The organism is Sporosarcina thermotolerans, from assembly GCF_030067815.1.
GTDB lineage: Bacteria > Bacillota > Bacilli > Bacillales_A > Planococcaceae > Sporosarcina > Sporosarcina thermotolerans.
Genome location: NZ_CP125968.1, coordinates 2,159,990 through 2,180,564, shown reverse-complemented (window position 1 = coordinate 2,180,564; position 20,575 = coordinate 2,159,990). Strand labels below are relative to the sequence as shown.

Sequence of the window (20,575 nt, the reverse complement as noted above, 5' to 3'; positions counted from 1 at the left end):
GATATGTTCATTTTACCAAAGAACGTTACAATTATCGAGGTTGGACCGCGGGATGGTCTTCAAAATGAAAAGAAACATGTGGAAGAAACTGAGAAAATAGGATTCATCCACGCACTTCAAGAGTCTGGAATTACAGAAATGGAACTCACTTCATTCGTCTCGCCGAAATGGGTACCACAAATGGCGGATGCTAAAAATATTGTAGGTAAATCTAATAAAGTCGGTCGTCAGTTTGTCCTCGCACCAAATGAAAAAGGTGCTGAACTTGCTATGGAAGCCGGTGCAAAAAGTATCGCAGTCTTTGTGGGAGTTAGCAATACTTTCAATCAAAAAAATATTAACCGGACAACTGAGGAAAGCATGGATGCACTTGAACCAGTTATCGATCGGTTGAAAAACGAAGGTGTTTTCGTGAGGGCATGTATTTCGACCGCATTTTATTGTCCGTATGAAGGGAAGATTAATAAAGAGGATGTTATCAATTTATGCCGACGGTTCGTTTCAATGGGAGTAGATGAATTAAGTGTTGCGGACACAATTGGAATGGCTAACCCTGTCGAAAGCTACGAATTATTCAACCAGCTTAATGAGGAATTGAATGGTAAAGTTCTGTTAACCGCCCATTTTCATGATACGCGTAAAATGGCACTTGCCAATATTTTTGCAGCATTGCAAGCAGGCATTGACCGGTTCGATACTTCTGCCGGTGGCCTTGGTGGTTGCCCTTTCGCACCAGGCGCAACGGGGAATATCGCGACTGAAGACGTCGTGAACATGTTAGAAGCAATTGGCATAAAAACAGGAATCGACGTTGAAAAAGTATGTCAGGCTGTTGAAAAAATCGCTCCACATGTTTCACAACCGATTGAAACAGGTATGTACAGATTATACAAAAACCGCGATTTTTAGAGGAGTTGAATTAAATTGAAACGGCGCTTCCTTTATTTAACAGGTATTATAGGAAGCATTTATACCGCAATTCTCACAGTTTTAGGCTTTTATGCAACAAGTAGATTGATGTACATGAAATTGAAGGATACTGATGTAATCATTAAACGCGAAATCATTGCAAAGCGTTTTGACGAACAATGGTATGAAACTGTGCGAAAAGAAAACTTTTGGGTAAATTCTCCGAATGGATATCAGCTTCGAGCGGTTTTTTTGCAACCTTTGGATACAACAAGAACAATGATCATTTGCCATGGCGTAACGGAGAATAAGATTAACTCGGTAAAATATGCGAGATTATTCGAGCGGTTAGGATTCAATTCTGTTGTCTACGACCACCGACGCCATGGCGATTCCGGTGGAAAGACAACAAGTTTTGGCTTTTATGAGAAAGTCGATCTAAACGCTGTCGTTACGGAAGTTCGGAATCGTATCGGAAGCCGGGCACTCCTTGGAATCCACGGAGAGTCAATGGGTGCTGCGACAACGATTTTATATGGGGGCGATTTTGAAGGCGAAGCCGATTTTTATATTGTCGATTGCCCGTTCTCTGATTTATCCGAACAGGTTCTTCATATTTTGCGAACAAGCACACCCCTACGTTCATCGATGACACTGCGTGCTGCTAACCTCATCTTGAAATTCAGGGACGGCTACACTACAAATCTGATCTCACCTCGAGAAGCAATCACGAATATTTCACTTCCAATGCTTTTCATCCACAGCATAGAAGACGAGTTCATCTTGCCTGAAATGACAAAGGAACTGTTCGGATTGAAAAAGGATAAAAAGATGATGAAACTGTTCCCAAAAGGGGCTCACGCAAAATCATTCAACGAAAATCCTGAGGAATACGAAAAAGTCGTGATTCAGTTCTTACATGAGTTTGGATTTACTTCATAGAAATTGCAAAAGACCCTTTCTTTCAGGAGTTATTGAAAAAAGGGTTTTTTTGTGGTCTTTTTTAGCACGTCTTATGATATGGCTATCACTAAATCTGCAATGCTGACGGGTTTTACTTTGTCCATATAATATTTTTCTCCCTGCCAGTATCTTTCCGTATACTTTTTCAATCTCTCTTGGTAATTTCCGATATACGAATCGCGATTTAATACCCTTTCTTTTCGTATTTCGTGAGGGCAATCTATAAAGATAACAAAATCAAAAAAGCTCCTCCACTCCTCCCTTTGCAGGAAGATGCCTTCTATGATCACTATACTGTCCGGTATTATTTTGATGTGACTGGCAGAAAAAGAATCATTGAATTTATCATAGAACTGTAAAAGTGTATAATCATGTGAATGCAAAGGTTCAAGCAAGTTTGTTCTGATTCCAGAAAGATCCCATTGCATGTAATAATACTCATACCATTCGTCTTGCCCGGTTTGATAACGTTTGTTCTTTTCAACAATATGATTATCAAGATGTAATGTAAGTAATTTACAGTTTTTACGTTTTAACTCCTGCACAATCTTCGTGGAAAAGGTAGTTTTACCGGCCCCACCCATTCCATCTACCCCGACAATAAAAGGTCGTTCTTTAAAGGAACGATTAAGAAACATTGAATATAAAATTTCTGCCGTCTCTTTACTACACATTGTTTTCATTTCAACTTTTCACCTGTTTCGTCTATTTTGAAAGACCAACAATTTCTTTTATAACAGAACCAACTTCATCACTATCTTTAATTACGAATAAAAAATCCGCTTCCCCTTCTTCCGGGTCCACAACATCTTCCAATTGAGATTCTTTCTGCTGCCTCAACAGTACTTCCTTAAAAGTAGTGTAATTACCTCTAAATATGTTTGTACTACGTTGACTATTGGCAATTCGTTCAAAAAGAATTTCATCCGGAATATCGAAATGGACTAAGATGCGGACAAATTCATCTTTAGGATATATTTCTTCCAATAAGTACCTTCTTCCTTTTCGATTTGCATTACTTGCAATGATATGGAAATCAGTATGTTCCTTTGCGTAATCAACGATTAACTTTGAAATGGAATGCTTAAGCGTATTAGGAACTGATTTAGGTTGCAACTTTTTATAATGCAAATTAATAAATTCAGCGTGGTTGTCTTGGTCCATAACAAAGGAGTTGTCCAACGCTCTTTCCAAATCCCTTGCAAATGTACTTTTTCCACTGTGTGTCTTTCCAACAGTAATAATCGCTAACCTTTTCACATGACCACCCCATTGCTAAACAAGGGCACACTACCCCTGTTAATATATTCCTATGATAGCATGAAAGTAGAATCAATTTTTGAATAATTTAACGGAGTCAATATCTATACCTATCTACAAGGAATACTGAACCACAAAAAAGCAATCCCAAACGGAATTGCTTTCCAAGCCCATACTATAAATACAGGTTGCTCACACTTCAAACGCTGTAAAACTTCCTTCGTCATCAAAATCTTTAACTGTGATTAGCCTATCGCTGAACTGTTCCACAGTATTACTGTTGTTTCCTATGATCAGGGAAAGTACATTGAAGGCCTTCTCTCTTTTCACCTTATTGAATAATTTAAGGAATGTATCCGTTACTCGATCTTCTCCATCTGTGATAAAAACGATATCAGCTTGTTTAAAACGACTTTTACTTATTACACGCACTGCAGCATCCAGTGCATGTGCAAAATTAGTTCCTCCTCCTAAAAATGTCCGTGCAAGTCTAACCATTTGAGAAGTTGCTATTTTCCCTTTTCTGTATTCAAAGATTTGAGTAGTCGAAGAGAATAATACCAAGCAAAAATCTCTTTTTTGCTTCTTTGCAATTGACATTAGAGCTAATGCAAACCCTTTTGATTTGGTGTCAAGGCCGCTCATACTGTCGGATTGATCAAGACAAAGTACAATTGGACCCTTTTTCAAATCCTCACAACCAATAATTTCAAATTGCATCGTTTCGCTTTCCGCAAAGCGACGAAGGAAATCCATTTTCGTCAGCCGATGCGCAAAGAAGCTTAATTCAACTGGAAGCAAATTTTCAATGTCGTTTCCAATAGTCACTCCTTTTCTTTCTACAGATTGGTCTTGTTTTGTCTTTTGTTTTTTCTGTGCAATCTGTTTGAATCGACCGGCCCAATCAGCTATTTCTCTCATCTTTTTTGAAGATGCAAGTTTCTCTGCTAATATGATCTGATCGCGTAAAGGCACTTTCTTTAATGTTGTTTCAGCATTACCAGCACTTATGCCACATAACAATGATTTTAAGCCATCATTTACTTGCTTCGATTCTTTTCGGGCTTGCTCCATCGACTGAAGGAAACTATCGCTATTACTTTGAATCGTCTGCTGTAATTTGGCATTAAATTCACTCATTGCATCGGCAAGTTTTTTCTGGTGAACATCTTGAATTTGCTTTTTTTGTGGTTTTCTTAATAATAGTTGAACATGTCGCACTTGTTCTTGAAGATTTTTGTCCTCTTTTAGTTTCTGATTCAACCAATCATTTATCATTTCTCCGAATTTTATTGTACTGATGGCAGATGCTAAATCATTTAATCGTGTAAAATTCCTGAAATAAGTAAAGTATTCATCCGTCATAACGACTTTCATAAATGATTTATTTACCAAAAGAATGTCATCAATCTTATTAACGCTTATTTCCGGTTTCATCTTAAACTGGGAAGCCCATATATCACTCAGCAATGGTTCAAAAGTAGGTAATATAGCCTCATCTCTTAACTGTTGTAGCCTTTGTGACATTTCAAGAATCTCCTTGAAACGTCTTCTATCGAATGTATCCGTATTCAACACTGAACTGTTCTCTTCATAGATCCTTCTCACTCTGGCACGCCCTTCACATTCTGTAAAATATACCAGATGACTCCTCTATTTCATTTTTGACGTGTAACGCATCAAAAAACATCGGCTCTAATACTGAGTTAAGGATTTCTTGCTGAATCGATTTCACTTTAACAAGCATGGCATCAATTTCTACATCCCGACCCTGTTGACTCATTTTAAGCCTGTTCAAATCCCTCTCCAATGCCTTCATTTTTTGTGTCGCTTCCATTCCAGCTTCTACCGAATTATCATGCTTTATAGCATTGTACACATCACTCACTTCACTTTGTATTGAATCAAGCTTTTGAATAACATTATCTTGAGCATGTCTACGAACAATGAAAGACACTGTATCTTTTTGGTCAATTGTTTCCCAAACAACATTTTCAAGGATAACAATGTCCTCTACCCTCACGACATTTCTATTACGAATCAACGCTCGAGCCTTCAGAATGCTTAATGACTGTTTAAACCGTCGATCTGACGGTCGTATCCCCTCATCCCGCAACTCTTTTCTTATTTTTGAAATAGCCTTGAATACTTCATCCGGGATGATTACCGTATCTGATAAAGTTTGAAAATGTTTCAAGTTCTCCATTGTTATGGTTGGTATTTGCACATTTTGTCCAGCATTTTTCATCATAGAAATAAAATTCGAATCATCCACTATATATTCCACTTCAAAGCGTAGCAGAAAACGGTCGAATAACGCTTCAAGTCCTTCTCCTTCTTCCGGGTATTCATTTGAAGCACCTATTACTGATATCAAAGGGACATTAACGGGAGACCCGTCATTGTAAAAAAACCTTTCATTAATGATTGTCAGTAAACTATTTAAAATAGCGCTGTTTGCCTTGAAAATTTCATCTAAAAAAACTATATTTGCCTCAGGCATTTTTGCTTCCGTATTCCGCTTATATACACCCTGTTCCAGATCCTTCAACGATAAGGGGCCAAATAACTCCTCCGGTGTGCTAAACCTGGTTAGTAGCCATTGAAAATAGTGTGAGCCCTGTATTATTTTCGCGAATTCTATCGCTAATGCAGATTTTGCAGTACCTGAAGGGCCAACCATGAGTACATGTTGTCGAGATAATAAAGCAATCAGAATTGCTTCAACCTCGGCTTCGCGCTCATAAAATTTCGCATTTAACGCGTCCTTAATTTCTTTTAATTTCGAGAAGCTGTTCTCCATTAACCACTACTCCTTTAACTTACCGATGTGTTTCCATTAAGCTTTTCCATCTCTATCATCTGTTATTCTGCTGCTTATACCTGTTAATTCCCCTTCTCTGATTAATAATTGCTGCAGAGGGTACTATATCTTCATAAACATTAACGAGGTGATGTAATGAAACAGAATGAAATTGAAACATTAAGAGAGTTAATCAAAGACGTGGACATTGCAATGCTTACAACACAATCTGAAGAAGGGCTTATTTCCCGTCCGATGAAAACACAAGAAGTAGAATTTGATGGCGACTTATGGTTTTTTACAAAGAAAGAGACAGATAAGTATAAGGAAATATTACATGATAAAGATGTGAATGTGGCATACGCAGGTAAATCCTACGTTTCCGTCCGTGGACGAGCGGAAATCATTGATGATCTTAACAAGAAAAAAGAATTATGGAACAAAGCATATGAGAAATTCATGCAAACCACGTATGATGATTCTGACCTTGTCTTAATAAAGGTAAAAGCTGAAGCCGCTGAATATTGGGAAACCGGAAACTTCACAAAGAAAATCTCCTTTTTCTTTAAACGAATGACAGGGCAAAATGCCGAATCGACAAATATCAATGAAACGCTGAAGTTAAATGACTAAAAGCAAAATGGGTTGTCTGGTAATGAGACAACCCATTTTGCTTTTAGCATATACTGAGTAATGTTTGAGTGACCTCGAATTGACATGAAAAACAATAATAGAAGTGGGTGTCTTAATGCGTTTATGGCATGAGGATTTGATCTCAAAACTTCCAAGGCAACAATTGCTTGGACAACATCGGGAGTGCTGCGCTTTAAGAGGATTGGGGTGGAAAAAGAAACATGCTACAGTAGATTATGTATTCGAATATCCCCCGTTTAAACTATATCATTACCATATGAAAGTAATGAAAGAAATGAAACGAAGAGGCTATCAAAATGATCGAAAATGGGAAGATCCCGCATACCGAGGAAAAAACTGCCCCGCATACGATGAACTAATTGAGTGTCCAGATGATACACTTAAATACCCTGAACATGATGGAAATTACCTAACTGAATGTCTTGAAAACTTAGCCGGTAAAGGTATATATATTCCACAATGAATTTGTTAGATATACAATCAATAACGATGCAAGCGATAACGGATCACTCAAACGTCAGTATTTACTAAATTACAAAAAAAGTAAAAAAGACCTTTTATTCGTTTAGAAAAAGGTCTTTTTGTGTCGATTATTTTTTATCATTCATTTTGTTCATCTGATTCATCATCTGGTTAATCTTCTTTTGTGAAGGTTTTTGTCCCATTTGCATCAAAACGTTGAGATGATTGGATTTACACCAACCATACCAACTACTTTTTCTAGTGAGAAAAATATACCACTATCTATCAATTTGTCGAGTATATAATTGGGTACATTTAGTATGTGTTTAATCTTTCTCCCACTTTCAAGAACTTCGTCCATGTTAGAAGCAGAAAAAACGGGTCTGGTCGATTAGTTCAAGAAGCTTGTCAGTCAGATTCCTTTGCCCCCTATATAGATGGGAGGGGTCAAAAAGGATACTCAAAATTGAATTTTTTTATAAATAGATATAAATACCTATTTTAAAGAAGTAACGATATTTAAAGTAAAAAAATCGGTTTCGGGAATATTTAATGGATAATTAAAAAAGCGGAAGAATGTCTTCGAACTTATTGGAGCGGAAGGCGGCGACTCCTGTGGAATTAGCGTCAGCCTGAAGCGGAAATCAACTGTTTTTCAGATTTTCTAATTAGTCTTCTACAACAAAAAAACCACCTCTACTGATTTATATTTCATCAGTAAAAGTGGTTTTCATTTCGTTTGATATACGTAAAGATCGCCTGTTATTTGTATGCCCTGGTTCAATGAACTAGCTGTCCCTAAGAAAAAACAGCGTAGGCGCCTTTCAAGTGGAAGAATTCCACAAAGCGGGGTATTATCATTATTTTTCTCCCAAAAGAGTTGAAATTGGATAAATTTCCCCTTTTTCAGGTAAGAATGTTTGATTTGGACCTTGCAACAATTCGGGTGTAAAACCATGTAACGGAATGGTCACTTTTGCTTGCATAGCATCTGCTAGCCATTTTATTTGTGCAGCAGCTGCATGACCAGATACGCCTAATACAACGAGCTCCATACCAAGTTTCTCAATCCACTCCAACAACTCAGCATACACGGGATCAAAGCTTCCTAGTGGCACGCCATTCGAGTGAACGTACGTGGCACCTTTTACAGGTAGGTCCAATAAAGTCATCATATGATGATAAGAAGATTGAAGCCACACTTGCGAAAACTCGCTATTCAATTCCGCTACTGTTATCGGCTGAATTGCGTGGATTTGGTTGCTGATTTTTGAATCGTATCGTTCATCCAGTAAATAACGTACATGTGGTGCTTCCAGTTTGTAGGCCTGCACCAAATAAGCTGTTTCAGGTTCGAAGACAATCGTTTTTCCTTTTTGCCTTGCAGCTTCGATCAATATTTCCAAACGCTTCAAGTTTCGATGATAAATATTGAAAACTAAAGGAGACTTAATTTCTAGTAAACCTGCTGTTAACTTGTCCGCTTCACTTTGAATGACAGGATTAATATCAAGAAATTCCTCTTGCACATTGGTCGTCTCAATAATTAATAGATCTGGAGATCCTGCAATCGTTGGTAAGTTTGCCGTATCTACATCGGCTTCATGTAAACGTACATCACCAGTGTAGACAATCGTTGTATCAGGTGTTGTAATCCGCATTGCGGAAGCACCTGGTGCATCGTGATTGACCGGGAAAAACTCGACTTGTATATGCTCAGAAACGAATAGTGCCTGATGAAATGGAACACTTTTTACTTGTTTCGCCACATCTACATTAGGCTCTTCACCAATTGTATGCAAATGTTCGTATAAGGTTTTGCTACCCTCACTCATGATTATTGGTACATCTGGGTGTACATATTGTAACAAGCCTATATGATCTAGATGTAAATGAGAAATTGCGATGGTCGCATTTTCATCAATCTCATCCGTTTTCAACACACCACTAATCAGGGGAATCACGCCGATTGCTTGTAACTCTGAAATTATATTTTGAGGGCGCGCTTGCACACCCTCTTTATTTTGAAAAACCATCCCAAAATCAGCTATAAATCTTTCCTCTTTGTACTTCACCTCAAAAATAGTCCCACCGATTGTTTTTAAGCCAGCATAAAATTGAATCGTAGTATCACTATTTTTAATTGCATTTTCTGTACTCATTTCGCTTTATCAAGTGCTTCTTGAGCTTTTGTACTCATTGATTTTAGTGTTTCCGCTGGCGTTGCGTTTTCATATAACATTTTATCTAATTCCACTTGCATTGCATTTTTCATTGCAAAGGAACCAGGTAAACGGACATCAATAAATCCATATGCATATTGTGCATTACCTGCTTTAAATGGCTCGTTCGCTTTAATGAATGAAATCCAATCTGAACTTTGTTGAGCAGATTCGCGAACTGGAAGGTAACCTGTTGTTTTTGCCCAATCAACTGTGTTCTCGGGAGTAATAAGGAATTTCATATACTCAAATGCAGCTGCTTGTTCTGCTTCAGTGCTATTGGAGAACATTGTAATATTTGTTCCTTGGAAAGGAGCAGCTTGTTTAACACCCTTTGGAAGTGGAGTTGTTGACCATGCCATATCTCCAGCATCTTTTGCTACAAATGCAATACCTGCACTTGAACCGATATACATAGCAACGTCACCTCTTGTGAAAGGACCAGACATGTAACCATCTTCACCAGCCATACGAGCAGAACCGTTTTTAAGCATTGTATCGATAAACGTTAACGCATGTAAACCAGCTTCTGAATTAAACAACACTTTTCCTTGCTGCTCATCAACGAATTCTCCCCTGCTTGTTCAATCCACATACTAAGTTCAGTAGCCATTCCATTTTCAAAGCCCATTCCAATGACTTTTTTTCCATCAATTTCTTTTGTTAATGTTTTAGCAGCAGTGGCTAATTCATCCCATGTTGTAGGAGGTGTTAAGCCGTTATCCTCAAAATACTTTTTGTTGTAGAAAAGTACGCGTGATGATTTATTAAATGGTAATCCTAAAATTTTATCGCCAAATGTATTGTCGTCACGGAAAACTTTGCTAATATCTTCATAGCTCTGGTCTGCCGGGAATCCATTCTTTCCGTTAATCATCGGAGTTAAATCTACTACAAGATTGTGCTGATTATAATCTGTCATCCACTCAGCATAAGCTTGTGTAATTGTAGGTGATGTTTTAGCTTTCGCAGCAGCTAATAGCTTTTGTGACAAATCACCGTAGTTACCCTGGTTCACTAATTTAACTGTAACATTTTTATGTTCGGCAATGAATTTAGCTGTTGCTTCTTCTAACCATTTTTCATGTGTGTCACTCATGGCATGCCAAAATTCAACTTCTACCGGTTTGTTTGCCTCCGTTTTTACTGTATCTGTAGTTTTTGTTGAAGTATTATTTTTATTGTAGTTACAAGCAACTAGTAACACGCTCACCATCATTATAAATACTAATAAAGATAATTTTTTCATGTTTAATTCTCCCTTGTTTTTAATGGAAACATGTAGAATTTAGTATTAGCAATGATTAATACTTCGATATCCCTAAGCAACACCTCCTTTAATATTCGCTCCCTCAACCTTTAATCCCTGCTCCTGCAATTCCTTTGACGATATACTTTTGTAAGAAAATAAATAAAATTATCATCGGCAATATAATCATTGTAGATGCTGCCATAAGCAGCTCATACACAGTTCCTGCTTCTGTTGAAAAGCTTGTTAATCCGACAGGTAATGTTCTCATTTCTTTTGAATTTGTTACTACCAGAGGCCATAAAAATGCGTTCCAGGATCCAATTGCTTTTAATAAAATAATCGTAACTAACGCTGGTTTTGCAATCGGAATCATGATTGACCATAAAAATCTGAAATTTGTACACCCATCCACACGAGCCGCATAGTTTAATTCTTTAGGAATTTTCATGAAAAACTGTCGCAATAAAAAGATGGAAAAGATGCTGGCTGTCCAAGGGATGATTAGAGCCTCGTAACGATCAATCCAGCCTAAATTAGAAAGTAAAACAAAATTAGGTACAAGTAAAACCTCGCCAGGAACCATCATCGTTGCAACCAATAGGGCAAATAGTGCATCTTTTCCCGAAAGTTTAATCGGCTAAATGCATAAGCAGCTAAAATAGTTGTAATGACTTCACCCAGGGTACTCAAGACCATGACAATGACTGAATTCACAAAGTATGTTGCAAAAGGTGCTTTATCAAATGCCTCTACATAGTTATTGAAACGAAACGTTTCTGGAATCCATATAGGTGGCATCATCATCACTTCGTTCCCACTTTTAAGCGATGTGGAAATCATCCAAACGAAAGGTAAGAGCATTAAAATGCTGCCGATCCCTAGCAGACCGTAAATAAATGTCTTCGAAAGTGGACTCGTTTTCATGTTCTTTCTCCCTTAATAAGTGATTTTTTTCTTACTGATGTAAAACTGCAGTAATGTAAAAATGAAGATAATGGCGAATAAAACATACGCAGCAGCTGAAGCAACTCCAAAGTCCCATTCTCCGTAAAATTTATTGAATACATAATACACAACGGTTAACGCGCTATTAGATGGACCTGCTTTCCCATCAAACAATGCATAAATTTCATCAAACACTTTAAATGAATTGATAATCGAAATGATGGATATGAAAAATGTCGTTGGTGCCAATTGAGGCAGTGTGACATGTATAAACCTACTCCAGCGCTTGGCTCCATCTATTCTTGCGGCATTGTAATAAGTGTCCCCAATCGTTTGTAAACCCGCTAAAAAAATGATGATGTTATAGCCTAATCCTTTCCAAATAGCCAGAATGATTAGGGAAGGCATAGCCCACTCTGTACTTGCAAGCCATTGAATAGGTTCAATACCGAAGAAACCTAAAAAGTAGTTCATAATTCCATAGTTGGAATGAAAAATCCAGCGCCATACGATAGACACCGCCACAACACTCGTAACGAATGGAATAAAATAAATGGTTCTAAAAAACTTATTGAGCGCGTTAATCGAGTTCAGCATTAGGGCTATCCATAATGAGATAATAATGGAAATGGGTACAACACCTAATACAAAGACAAACGTATTTTGCAGTGCTTTATGAAAGACTGTATCATTCCACAAATACACAAAGTTATCAAAACCATATCGATGAACGACATCAGTGAAAAAATCATAATCCGCATAAAAACTCATTAAGAACGACTTAATTATTGGATAAATGACAAATGTCCCGACAATGAGCAGTGCTGGGAATAGGTAAAGAGCCGCTTTAGTTGTATCATTGAGTTTCATCGTCCGATTACCCCTTTAAATAGATTCTTTCCCCAGTTTTTCGGAAAATTCGAATGTCAGCTTGATTCGCTTGAACATGTACTGCTTGTCCCGCTTCTACATGCTCCTCTTTTTGTAGGAAGAGCCGTGTTTTGTCATCTTCGGTGCCGACAACAGCAAGTGTATCTTTTCCGATTCGCTCTACATACTGTACTTTTTTGGAGATTCCAGTATTAGCAAGGTAGAGATTTTCAGGGCGAACAGCAATTTGTACTGGTTGATCAGCTGCTTCAACAGCAACGTCATACCCAAACGGAGTTTTTAGTACTCCGCTAACAATTTCCCCTTCAAAATAGTTCATCGGTGGAGAGCCGATGAAGCTTGCCACAAATTGATGATTAGGTTCATCGTACAGATTTTCAGGAACATCGAATTGCATGAGCTCTCCTTGATTCATCAACATAACATGATCTGAAATACTAAGTGCTTCTTCTTGGTCATGTGTAACAAAAACGGTTGTAATTTTAAGTGCTTGTTGAATTCTTCTAATTTCTTCCCGCATCGTTAACCGTAAGCGGGCATCTAAATTCGACAGAGGTTCATCTAATAATAAAATTTCCGGTTCTCTCACTAAGGCACGTGCGATCGCTACACGTTGCTGCTGTCCACCTGATAACATACTCGGTTTTCGATCCAATAAGTGGTCGATTTCCACAAGTTTAGCCATTTCAATCGCCTTTGCTTTTGCTTCTGTTTTTTTCACTTTATGCATCTTTAAAGGAAACATAATATTTTGTAATACAGTCATATGGGGATAGAGGGCATAGTTTTGAAATACCATCCCAATGCCGCGTTTCTCCGGTGTTAGTTTTGTGACGTCCTTGCCGTTAAACAAAATCGCTCCATCAGTTGGTTCATAAAGGCCGGCGAGCATATATAACGTCGTACTTTTCCCACAGCCGCTAGGTCCCAAAATAGAGACGAGCTCCCCTTTCGGAATCGTAATATTCAGTTGATTCACTGCAGTTGTATTTAAAAATTTCATAGAAATATTATTCAAAGAAATGGTCATCATAAATCTCCTTTAATAATTATTGTGTAGCACGTCAGTATTTCAATGAAAACCAATAGGGTTGAAGTTATGTAAAGATTCGATGAATACTTTGTAAAGAAAAAGGAAAGTTGATAAGCTCAACTCTCCTAAATGTGTAATCTCCCCCTTTTTATCGCCGCTACCAAATAACTTTCCAATTATGATTAACGGTTGCTTTAACAGTTTGTCTATCGAGAATATAAGTTGTGAGGATTTCCGTCATATCCATAGGTATATCTTTAATAACTGGTTTATCTTTAAACATTGTGAAATTCCCCCGCCTCCAGCACGATAATTATTCATCACGACATGATACTTCCCATCCAAATGTATAGGGTCTCCTTTATAAGTTAAAGTAGTTACTGTTTTCCAATAGGGTTACGAATATCCAAGATGTATTCAATTCCTTCCCACATATCGTAGTTATAATGTTGAGGTTTTGGATAGATAAACGCTGGATTTACTTCAAGAGCTCCTGTTTCATTCAACGTAAAATAACTGGCACTCTGTTCAAGTGCATCTCTAATATCTTGCCCATTTAAACAAAGAACTTTCAATGTATTAGGAAATATGTAATTCGAAATAATATCGCGCATAGTTACATTTGTTCTGAATCCTGGAGAGAGGTTGTTAAATAGGGAGGTGTTAGAAATATCCACACCAGCAACCTGCATTTGTACTTTGTTAATAAATTCAATTGCAGGATGCTCACAAGTTCGAACTGAAAGAGAATCAGTGATTAACATATCCCCCTCTATTTTTCCGATAGGTTGGTCGAGCCATTTTTGTGTTTGTGCTTCCAAATCTGAAGTAAGCTTTAGAATTTCCTGATCTGCCTCTAAATCATCAATTCGTAATAACTCAGAGGTTTTATTGATAATTTCATTTTGCGCATTTAAAGTAAGGGTTACTTTTCCCATCATTTTCCCATTATTAGACGGTTGAACAATTTCTACACCATTAATATTGCCTGTTAAAGAGCGGTGTTGATGTCCTGTTAATAAAACATCAATCCCTTCAACTTCGTGACATATAGCATAACCTTGATTTTCCCCTGTTAAATTTTCAGTTGGTTCGCCAGTTTCGAGATCCCGTTCAAAACCTCCGTGATAAGAAACAATAACTACGTCGGGACGTTCCTTATCTCTAATATATGCAACCCATTTCTTCGTCTCTTGAAGACAGTCCTTAAAATTGAGCCCAGCTATATTCTGTTCGCTTTCCCAATTTGGTATGTAATGGGTCGTAACACCTAAGATAGCTATCTTTACAGAATTTATCATTTTAATGATATAAGGGTTTCCGAAATAAGGATTACCTGTATTTGCAGCTATAATATTGGCAGATAACCAAGGAAAATTAGATTCATGTACAGCACAATCTAATACGTCTAGGCCGTAGTTAAATTCATGATTTCCAATGACAGCAGCCTCATAGGATAAGTGATTTAAGAGGCTGATCATCGGATTATTTTCATTTTTTAAAAACCGGACATAAAAATAGGTTAGAGGAGTACCTTGGATGAGATCTCCATTGTCAACTAAAATGAGTTGTTCATCTAAAGCACGTTCTTGTTTTATTTTTGTAGCAATCTTCCCGAGTCCGACGTCTGCTTTTTCGTTATTTCCATAGTTTAGAGGATAGATGCTCCCGTGAATATCGCTTGTTTGTAGTATGGTTATTTTTTTCATAAATAATTATCTCCAGTTTCTTTTAGGATTGGGAAAAAAATTGAAGCTAGAAAAACCTAATTCATCATAACAAATCCAAATTGGAATCTAACACAAAAAGATTACAGAAGATTACAGTGTTAGATACCAGAGTTCTAAATAATTATGTGAACTTGGTGCTTTTTTTATTCAACCGTGAGTACTTTCGGTCTTCTATATTCCTCCAACACAGCCTCTAACTCCAACAAAAAAACCACCTTTGCTGATTTATATTTCATCAGTAAAAGTAGTTTTCATATCGTTTGATATACGGAAATTCATAAGTTGGAGCAAAATAAACCGGGTAGCATAAATGCTTGTCTTCTCTAATTTTGCATAAAAAAGAAGAGAAAATGAAAAGAAGAAATCAAATAATAACATAACATGTAAATGTCTATCTACTTTCAGCCCACTTTACAACTGCTATCTCCAAAAAAGATTGTTGCTATATTATCAATACTCCATCCTTTTCAATTGCTTAGAGTTTTAAACAACCACATTCTATGATACTCGAAGTGACCCACAATAGAATCATCAAGTATGCCTATAAGTTTTTCACTTACTGTTTCTTTTTCCGAATCAGTTAATTTCAGTTCATTTAGAAACACGAAGATATGTTTAAAAGACTCTTATTTCTCATTGTTTTTTCCGTAAACCCTTTTGCTAAACAATGGTAACGATATTCCTCCAATACATCTTCCAAATTCAACAAAAAAACCACCGCTCCGGTTTATCTTTCACCAGAAAAAGTGGTTAGTTTGTATTCATAAAGAAAGATTAAGCACAAAATGTGATTTTAGGAAGAATGATAACCTATACAACAATGTAACAGGCAATAATTTATAAGAACCATTAGCGAGCATTTGTTGATACGCTCACAAACTGCGTTAACTCAACAATTTTTGCTTACTTGTCCAATTATTTCTTATCGCTCATTTTGTTCATCTGATTCATCATTTGATTAATCTTCTTTTGTGAAGGTTTTTGTCCCATCTGCATCATCATCATACGTAACATTTGCTCATTAATCGGCGGGTTCTCTTTCAAATATTTCATCATATATTGGCGTGCGATGAAAAATCCGAGGGCCACACCAGCAATTAATGCAACGACTGCAATAAGGATTACCCAAGTCGTGCCCATTCGCTATTCCCTCCTTCACTTCCCTTAATTCAGGTTTACTCTACCAAGATGGATTATACAACAAAGGGATGGGAGATAGCAATGACTGGCACCAAAATTATTCCATGAATACCTACAGTTTCTTACTAAAAAAGGATTGTCCCTTCTGTCATCAACCGGTTATCCTGTTTAATCGGCTTTAGCCATCCCCATTCTCCACGCTCGTCCATCACCGCAAAAAACCGATCGTCTGATCCGGATAATGCAACAAACAAATCAAGATCCAGCATTCTTGACCCATCGCAATAAGCTTGAAGAGAATAAGGAGTTAGTGAAATGTGAATGGATCCTTTCATCGGGTGGGATAGCTTATATTCACCATCATCACTTTCCACTTTTGTAAAACTTTTTCCCAAGTTACCGAGGATTGCCTGGTCAATCGTTGATTCTTCAATTTCATCACATAGGTATTTCACTTCCTGCAAAGGTTGCTGCTGCTCATAATCCTTTAACAAATTGTAAAGAAGCCCTTCTCTTCCAAGTATGAATGATTGATATCTCTTTTTCACTTTATAGATATCATAAGTCCTCATGACGGCCACCTCCTTATTTCATATAATACCTCAACTTATGTGAAAAGTTTGTCAAAATGCGTTAAAAAAAGGCACTATTATTGTCGGATGTTTCCAAATAGTGAATTTAGTCGACAAAAAACGCTTCGGGGCAAAATTTATTCTTTACCCGAAGCGTTAAATTAATTATTTCGATAAAATGTCTTTCATTTGCTGAACAACGTTTTCTTCTGTGAAACCATATTCCGCAATAACCTTTTCACCTGGTGCACTTGCTCCAAACATATCGATTGCAAGGCTCGCACCTTCGTCTCCGACATATTTATGCCAGCCGAGGGAAACACCCATTTCGAGAGATAGACGTTTCTTAACTGCCTTCGGTAAGACACTTTCCTTATAGGCTTCGTCTTGTTCTTCAAAAAGGTCCCATGAAGGCATAGATACAACAGCCACATCGATCCCTTCTTCGCGAAGTTTTGTTTGTGCAGAAACAGCAAGGTTAACTTCAGATCCAGTTGCGATCAATATACCATCCGCCAAATCCTTTTCTGAAGGCGAAACTGTATAGGCACCGCGTTTCACTCCGTCCATAGCAAGTTCTTGGGATTTTTCCAATACATCCAAGTTTTGACGCGAAAGGACTAAAACTGTCGGTTTGTTTTTAGACGTCACTGCAATATGCCATGCCGCAGATGTCTCATTACCATCAGCTGGTCGAATGACAGTCAAGTTAGGCATTGCACGCAACGATGCAAGGTGCTCGACTGGTTCATGTGTCGGACCGCTTCCCCAACAGCAACGCTGTCGTGAGTAAATACGTATGTTACAGGCACGCCCATGAGTGCCGATAATCTGATTGCAGGGCGCACGTAATCACTGAATACAAAGAACGTACCGCCGAACACATTCACTCCACCGTGGAGAGCCATTCCGTTCAATGCAGTACCCATTGCAAATTCACGGACGCCGAACCAGATATTTCGTCCTGAGAAATCCCCAGGAAGGAAATCACCTGCTCCTTTAATTGTAGTCTTGTTTGATCCCGCTAGGTCAGCACTTCCTCCGAAGAAAGAAGGTACCGCTTTAGCGATTGCATTGATTGCGTCTCCTGAAGCGGATCGTGTAGCATGGGACGAGCCAACTTCATATTTCGGCATTACATCTTGCAGCCCTTCAGGCATCTTACCTTCAATCGCAGCTTTAAATTGTTTGGCAAGATCTTCATGGGAGCTTTCATACTGTGCGAACAATTCATTCCATTGTTCCTCTTTTTTAACACCCAATTCATCTGTTGCTGCTTTAAATGCTTCATAGACTCCTTCAGGTACACAGAAATCCTCTTCGTAAGTCCATTTATAGTATTCTTTGGTAAGCTTCATTTCATCCTCACCAAGTGGTGCACCATGAACATCAGATTTTCCGGATTTATTCGGAGAACCGTATCCAATGACAGTCTTGACTTCAATGATTGTAGGACCGCCACTATTGCCCTTAGCTTCTTCAATCGCTTTAGAAACAAGGCCAGTATTATTTCCGTCATCGACACGGAAATAATTCCATCCGTATGATTCGAATCGTTTTCGTATGTTTTCAGAGAATGACTTATCAAGGTCACCATCCAAGGAAATGTCATTGCTATCGTAAAGGACAATCAATTTATCTAACTGAAGATGTCCTGCTAAGGAAATGGCTTCTGCAGCTACACCTTCCATTAGATCGCCATCTCCACAGAGTGCAAATGTATGATGGTCGACAATGTCAAAATTAGGACGGTTATAAACAGCTGCCAAATGTTTTTCAGCCATGGCCATTCCAACTGCCATACCAATCCCTTGTCCAAGTGGTCCAGTTGTAGCTTCCACACCGACTGTATGGCCGTATTCAGGATGACCAGGTGTTTTGGAGCCCCATTGTCTAAAATTCTTCAATTCGTCCATTGGCAAGCCATAACCGCTGAGATGGAGCAGGCTATATAACAGCATTGACCCATGTCCCGCTGATAGAACGAAACGGTCCCTATTGAACCAATCCGGATTTGAAGGGTTATGATGCATATGCTTCGTCCAAAGTGTATAAGCCATCGGAGCTGCCCCCATTGGCAAACCTGGGTGCCCGGAATTAGCTTTCTCAATTGCATCGATGGACAATGTTCGGATTGTGTTAATTGCTAACTGATCAATCTTTTCGGTCATTAATTAGACATCCTTTCCCGACTTTCTCTTATCTTCATTATTACCTTCTATAGTGTAGTCAAAATAGGGATGAATTACAATCCACGATATGTGACTCTATATGGTTATTAGTTCAAATACTTATTTGTTCGTGCATCTTTCACTTTTTGGGGTGTTACATCTTTTCCTTCCGGATCGATCACTTTAACATGTTCAATTGTATCACGCATGGATGAACGGAAAGTTTCTAGGTACTCTTTCCGTAATTGAGTCTGTTCTTTTGCCTCTTCAATCGATAATCCTATTGTCTTCGATTTTTTAGATAGCTCATTGATTCGTTTTATCTTATCTGGTGTTAACATCAAATTCCTCCAATAATAGTACTTAAATAAAAGCGTTTCGCGCTTTATTATACTTTGAAGGTATACAAAAAAAGCAGGAAGTGCAACCAATCAGCCTTCCTGCTTCATTTCATATTCCTTATATCTTCGATGTACCGTTGCTTTACTAATATCGTGACCAAGCCCCCTCAGTACACTCGCAATCTCTTCAAACGTTAAACCTTTTGTTCGCAGCGATACAATTTCCTCTAACGGGACGTCTATTCTTTCCCGTCCTTCAAGGTTACCTTTATTCTTTAAGTTTTTTTCGGGTCTATAGCCTTCCCGAACTGCCCTTTTCATACCTCTTCTGATTTTGGCATTATGTAATTTACGTTGATACTCCTCAACAATCGCAAGAATCTCAAGGAGCATTGTATCCATTTCGTTCAATTTCAATGCCCCGTTGTCATGATTCGTAATAATCATTGTATTTGTTTTAGCCAATAAATGAAGAATGGCGACCCTTGCATTACCCCTGCCAAGTCTCGTCTCATCCTGAATAAGGACAGCGTCCACTTTCTCATCTTTGATAAAATCCAATAAATTAAGCAGGCCCTCACGATCCATATCATAGCCGCTATGTTTTTCCTTAAAAACCTGTAATGTTTTCAACCCAAGACTGTTGGACAGTTTGACTAATTCTTCTTCCTGCCTTGATAAGGAGGTTTCCTGCGCTTCTTTGTCTGTGCTAACTCTGCAATAGATAACACAAGTCTTTAATTCATCTGCCATTATTTTCCCCCTGCCATTTCAACAAGCTTATCATCGATTGATATAGGAGCGGGTACAGGCAATTTAAGTTTTTCTCCGGTTTTAATCATTGAAGTCTCTAAATTATTGAGCACCATCACCTCATCAATCCATCTATGCGTTCGTTTATTTTCCGAAAAATCTTGTGCTAATCCCCATAACGTATCACCATCGTTAACCGTAATCTCAATGAATGTATTTCTTTTTGACTCTTTTATCACCCCTGCAATAGTGAAAGCTGTGCAAAGAAATACTATTAATAGGATATAGCCGTATTTTTGAAATAAAGACATGATTTATACCTCCAGGAATATATGTTCGGAATACTTGTTCCCATTATAAGATAAGTATTTTTAGAAGTCAACAAAACATTCGAACCTTTGTTTGCTAACGACCCGAACACCTGTTATACTATTCTTAAGCAATAAAACGGACGCGGGATACCAATCGCGAATA

General features: G+C 37.9%; 20 protein-coding genes and 3 pseudogenes. 4 read left to right on the top strand and 19 right to left on the bottom strand.

Annotation, left to right across the window (positions count from 1 at the left end):
• The first annotated feature begins 3 nt into the window (after window positions 1–3).
• Entirely contained in the window at window positions 4–909 is a 906-nt protein-coding gene (locus tag QNH10_RS12340) for a hydroxymethylglutaryl-CoA lyase (protein WP_283731787.1), read from the top strand.
• A gap of 15 nt (window positions 910–924) precedes the next feature.
• The gene (locus QNH10_RS12335; RefSeq protein ID WP_283731786.1) at window positions 925–1,851 is read left to right on the top strand and encodes an alpha/beta hydrolase; all 927 of its coding nucleotides are present in this window, start codon (window positions 925–927) and stop codon (window positions 1,849–1,851) included.
• A gap of 71 nt (window positions 1,852–1,922) precedes the next feature.
• On the opposite strand, the gene QNH10_RS12330 is transcribed toward QNH10_RS12335, so the two are convergent.
• The 4 genes from QNH10_RS12330 to QNH10_RS12315 all read right to left on the bottom strand — a co-directional run bounded on the left by QNH10_RS12330 (window position 1,923) and on the right by QNH10_RS12315 (window position 5,935).
• Window positions 1,923–2,555, bottom strand: coding sequence for a kinase (locus tag QNH10_RS12330; protein ID WP_283731785.1), 633 nt, complete (start codon window positions 2,553–2,555; stop codon window positions 1,923–1,925).
• 22 nt (window positions 2,556–2,577) lie between these two features.
• A complete protein-coding gene (locus QNH10_RS12325; RefSeq protein ID WP_283731784.1) occupies window positions 2,578–3,132 on the bottom strand; it encodes an AAA family ATPase in 555 nt (184 codons plus the stop codon).
• Between the two features lie 192 nt (window positions 3,133–3,324).
• Complete coding sequence (locus QNH10_RS12320) at window positions 3,325–4,659, bottom strand: vWA domain-containing protein (protein ID WP_283731783.1); 1,335 nt, start codon at window positions 4,657–4,659, stop codon at window positions 3,325–3,327.
• Window positions 4,660–4,753: 94 nt separating this feature from the next.
• The gene (locus QNH10_RS12315; protein WP_283731782.1) at window positions 4,754–5,935 is read right to left on the bottom strand and encodes an AAA family ATPase; all 1,182 of its coding nucleotides are present in this window, start codon (window positions 5,933–5,935) and stop codon (window positions 4,754–4,756) included.
• Between the two features lie 156 nt (window positions 5,936–6,091).
• On the opposite strand from QNH10_RS12315, the gene QNH10_RS12310 reads away from it, so the two are divergent.
• Both QNH10_RS12310 and QNH10_RS12305 read left to right on the top strand, forming a co-directional pair.
• The gene (locus tag QNH10_RS12310; RefSeq protein ID WP_283731781.1) at window positions 6,092–6,568 is read left to right on the top strand and encodes a pyridoxamine 5'-phosphate oxidase family protein; all 477 of its coding nucleotides are present in this window, start codon (window positions 6,092–6,094) and stop codon (window positions 6,566–6,568) included.
• Between the two features lie 115 nt (window positions 6,569–6,683).
• Window positions 6,684–7,052: a TIGR02328 family protein gene (locus QNH10_RS12305; protein ID WP_283731780.1), complete on the top strand. Its 369-nt coding sequence runs from the start codon at window positions 6,684–6,686 to the stop codon at window positions 7,050–7,052.
• A gap of 127 nt (window positions 7,053–7,179) precedes the next feature.
• Here the strand turns inward: QNH10_RS12305 and QNH10_RS12300 are convergent.
• From QNH10_RS12300 to yneA, 15 genes and pseudogenes are all read right to left on the bottom strand, one after another.
• Window positions 7,180–7,266 (bottom strand): annotated as a pseudogene (locus tag QNH10_RS12300) (YneF family protein); the annotation flags it as partial.
• Between the two features lie 645 nt (window positions 7,267–7,911).
• Window positions 7,912–9,213: an MBL fold metallo-hydrolase gene (locus QNH10_RS12295; RefSeq protein ID WP_283731779.1), complete on the bottom strand. Its 1,302-nt coding sequence runs from the start codon at window positions 9,211–9,213 to the stop codon at window positions 7,912–7,914.
• Window positions 9,210–9,818 (bottom strand): extracellular solute-binding protein, encoded by a 609-nt coding sequence (locus tag QNH10_RS12290; RefSeq protein ID WP_283731778.1) that lies wholly within the window; start codon window positions 9,816–9,818, stop codon window positions 9,210–9,212. Before QNH10_RS12290 ends, QNH10_RS12295 begins: the two co-directional genes overlap by 4 nt.
• Window positions 9,782–10,522: an extracellular solute-binding protein gene (locus QNH10_RS12285; RefSeq protein WP_283731777.1), complete on the bottom strand. Its 741-nt coding sequence runs from the start codon at window positions 10,520–10,522 to the stop codon at window positions 9,782–9,784. Before QNH10_RS12285 ends, QNH10_RS12290 begins: the two co-directional genes overlap by 37 nt.
• Before the next feature lie 103 nt (window positions 10,523–10,625).
• Complete coding sequence (locus QNH10_RS12280) at window positions 10,626–11,123, bottom strand: carbohydrate ABC transporter permease (RefSeq protein ID WP_283731776.1); 498 nt, start codon at window positions 11,121–11,123, stop codon at window positions 10,626–10,628.
• Window positions 11,108–11,449, bottom strand: a complete 342-nt coding sequence (locus tag QNH10_RS12275) for an ABC transporter permease family protein (RefSeq protein ID WP_283731775.1) — start codon at window positions 11,447–11,449, stop codon at window positions 11,108–11,110. Before QNH10_RS12275 ends, QNH10_RS12280 begins: the two co-directional genes overlap by 16 nt.
• 12 nt (window positions 11,450–11,461) lie before the next feature.
• Window positions 11,462–12,340: a carbohydrate ABC transporter permease gene (locus QNH10_RS12270; protein ID WP_283731774.1), complete on the bottom strand. Its 879-nt coding sequence runs from the start codon at window positions 12,338–12,340 to the stop codon at window positions 11,462–11,464.
• A 7-nt stretch (window positions 12,341–12,347) separates the two neighbouring features.
• The gene (locus tag QNH10_RS12265) at window positions 12,348–13,364 is read right to left on the bottom strand and encodes an ABC transporter ATP-binding protein (protein ID WP_283731773.1); all 1,017 of its coding nucleotides are present in this window, start codon (window positions 13,362–13,364) and stop codon (window positions 12,348–12,350) included.
• A 187-nt stretch (window positions 13,365–13,551) separates the two neighbouring features.
• Window positions 13,552–15,103 (bottom strand): annotated as a pseudogene (locus QNH10_RS12260) (bifunctional metallophosphatase/5'-nucleotidase).
• Window positions 15,104–16,039: 936 nt separating this feature from the next.
• Window positions 16,040–16,264: a YneF family protein gene (locus QNH10_RS12255; protein WP_283731772.1), complete on the bottom strand. Its 225-nt coding sequence runs from the start codon at window positions 16,262–16,264 to the stop codon at window positions 16,040–16,042.
• 125 nt (window positions 16,265–16,389) lie between these two features.
• Complete coding sequence (gene sirA / locus QNH10_RS12250) at window positions 16,390–16,836, bottom strand: sporulation inhibitor of replication protein SirA (protein ID WP_283731771.1); 447 nt, start codon at window positions 16,834–16,836, stop codon at window positions 16,390–16,392.
• A 165-nt stretch (window positions 16,837–17,001) separates the two neighbouring features.
• Window positions 17,002–19,007: pseudogene (gene tkt / locus QNH10_RS12245) on the bottom strand (transketolase).
• 107 nt (window positions 19,008–19,114) lie between these two features.
• Window positions 19,115–19,348, bottom strand: a complete 234-nt coding sequence (locus tag QNH10_RS12240; RefSeq protein WP_283731770.1) for a DUF896 domain-containing protein — start codon at window positions 19,346–19,348, stop codon at window positions 19,115–19,117.
• Between the two features lie 90 nt (window positions 19,349–19,438).
• Window positions 19,439–20,101, bottom strand: coding sequence for a YneB family resolvase-like protein (locus tag QNH10_RS12235; protein ID WP_283731769.1), 663 nt, complete (start codon window positions 20,099–20,101; stop codon window positions 19,439–19,441).
• Entirely contained in the window at window positions 20,101–20,412 is a 312-nt protein-coding gene (gene yneA / locus QNH10_RS12230; protein ID WP_283731768.1) for a cell division suppressor protein YneA, read from the bottom strand. The genes QNH10_RS12235 and yneA overlap by 1 nt, the downstream gene beginning before the upstream one ends.
• Between the last annotated feature and the right edge of the window lie 163 nt (window positions 20,413–20,575).

Coding starts and splice junctions, on each gene's coding strand:
- QNH10_RS12340 (WP_283731787.1), top strand. CDS start 4: ATGTTCATTTTACCAAAGAACGTTACAATTATCGAGGTTGGACCGCGG.
- QNH10_RS12330 (WP_283731785.1), bottom strand. CDS start 2,555: ATGAAAACAATGTGTAGTAAAGAGACGGCAGAAATTTTATATTCAATG.
- QNH10_RS12320 (WP_283731783.1), bottom strand. CDS start 4,659: ATGTCACAAAGGCTACAACAGTTAAGAGATGAGGCTATATTACCTACT.
- QNH10_RS12315 (WP_283731782.1), bottom strand. CDS start 5,935: ATGGAGAACAGCTTCTCGAAATTAAAAGAAATTAAGGACGCGTTAAAT.
- QNH10_RS12310 (WP_283731781.1), top strand. CDS start 6,092: ATGAAACAGAATGAAATTGAAACATTAAGAGAGTTAATCAAAGACGTG.
- QNH10_RS12305 (WP_283731780.1), top strand. CDS start 6,684: ATGCGTTTATGGCATGAGGATTTGATCTCAAAACTTCCAAGGCAACAA.
- QNH10_RS12295 (WP_283731779.1), bottom strand. CDS start 9,213: ATGAGTACAGAAAATGCAATTAAAAATAGTGATACTACGATTCAATTT.
- QNH10_RS12285 (WP_283731777.1), bottom strand. CDS start 10,522: ATGAAAAAATTATCTTTATTAGTATTTATAATGATGGTGAGCGTGTTA.
- QNH10_RS12275 (WP_283731775.1), bottom strand. CDS start 11,449: ATGAAAACGAGTCCACTTTCGAAGACATTTATTTACGGTCTGCTAGGG.
- QNH10_RS12270 (WP_283731774.1), bottom strand. CDS start 12,340: ATGAAACTCAATGATACAACTAAAGCGGCTCTTTACCTATTCCCAGCA.
- QNH10_RS12265 (WP_283731773.1), bottom strand. CDS start 13,364: ATGAAATTTTTAAATACAACTGCAGTGAATCAACTGAATATTACGATT.
- QNH10_RS12255 (WP_283731772.1), bottom strand. CDS start 16,264: ATGGGCACGACTTGGGTAATCCTTATTGCAGTCGTTGCATTAATTGCT.
- sirA (WP_283731771.1), bottom strand. CDS start 16,836: ATGAGGACTTATGATATCTATAAAGTGAAAAAGAGATATCAATCATTC.
- QNH10_RS12240 (WP_283731770.1), bottom strand. CDS start 19,348: ATGTTAACACCAGATAAGATAAAACGAATCAATGAGCTATCTAAAAAA.
- QNH10_RS12235 (WP_283731769.1), bottom strand. CDS start 20,101: ATGGCAGATGAATTAAAGACTTGTGTTATCTATTGCAGAGTTAGCACA.
- yneA (WP_283731768.1), bottom strand. CDS start 20,412: ATGTCTTTATTTCAAAAATACGGCTATATCCTATTAATAGTATTTCTT.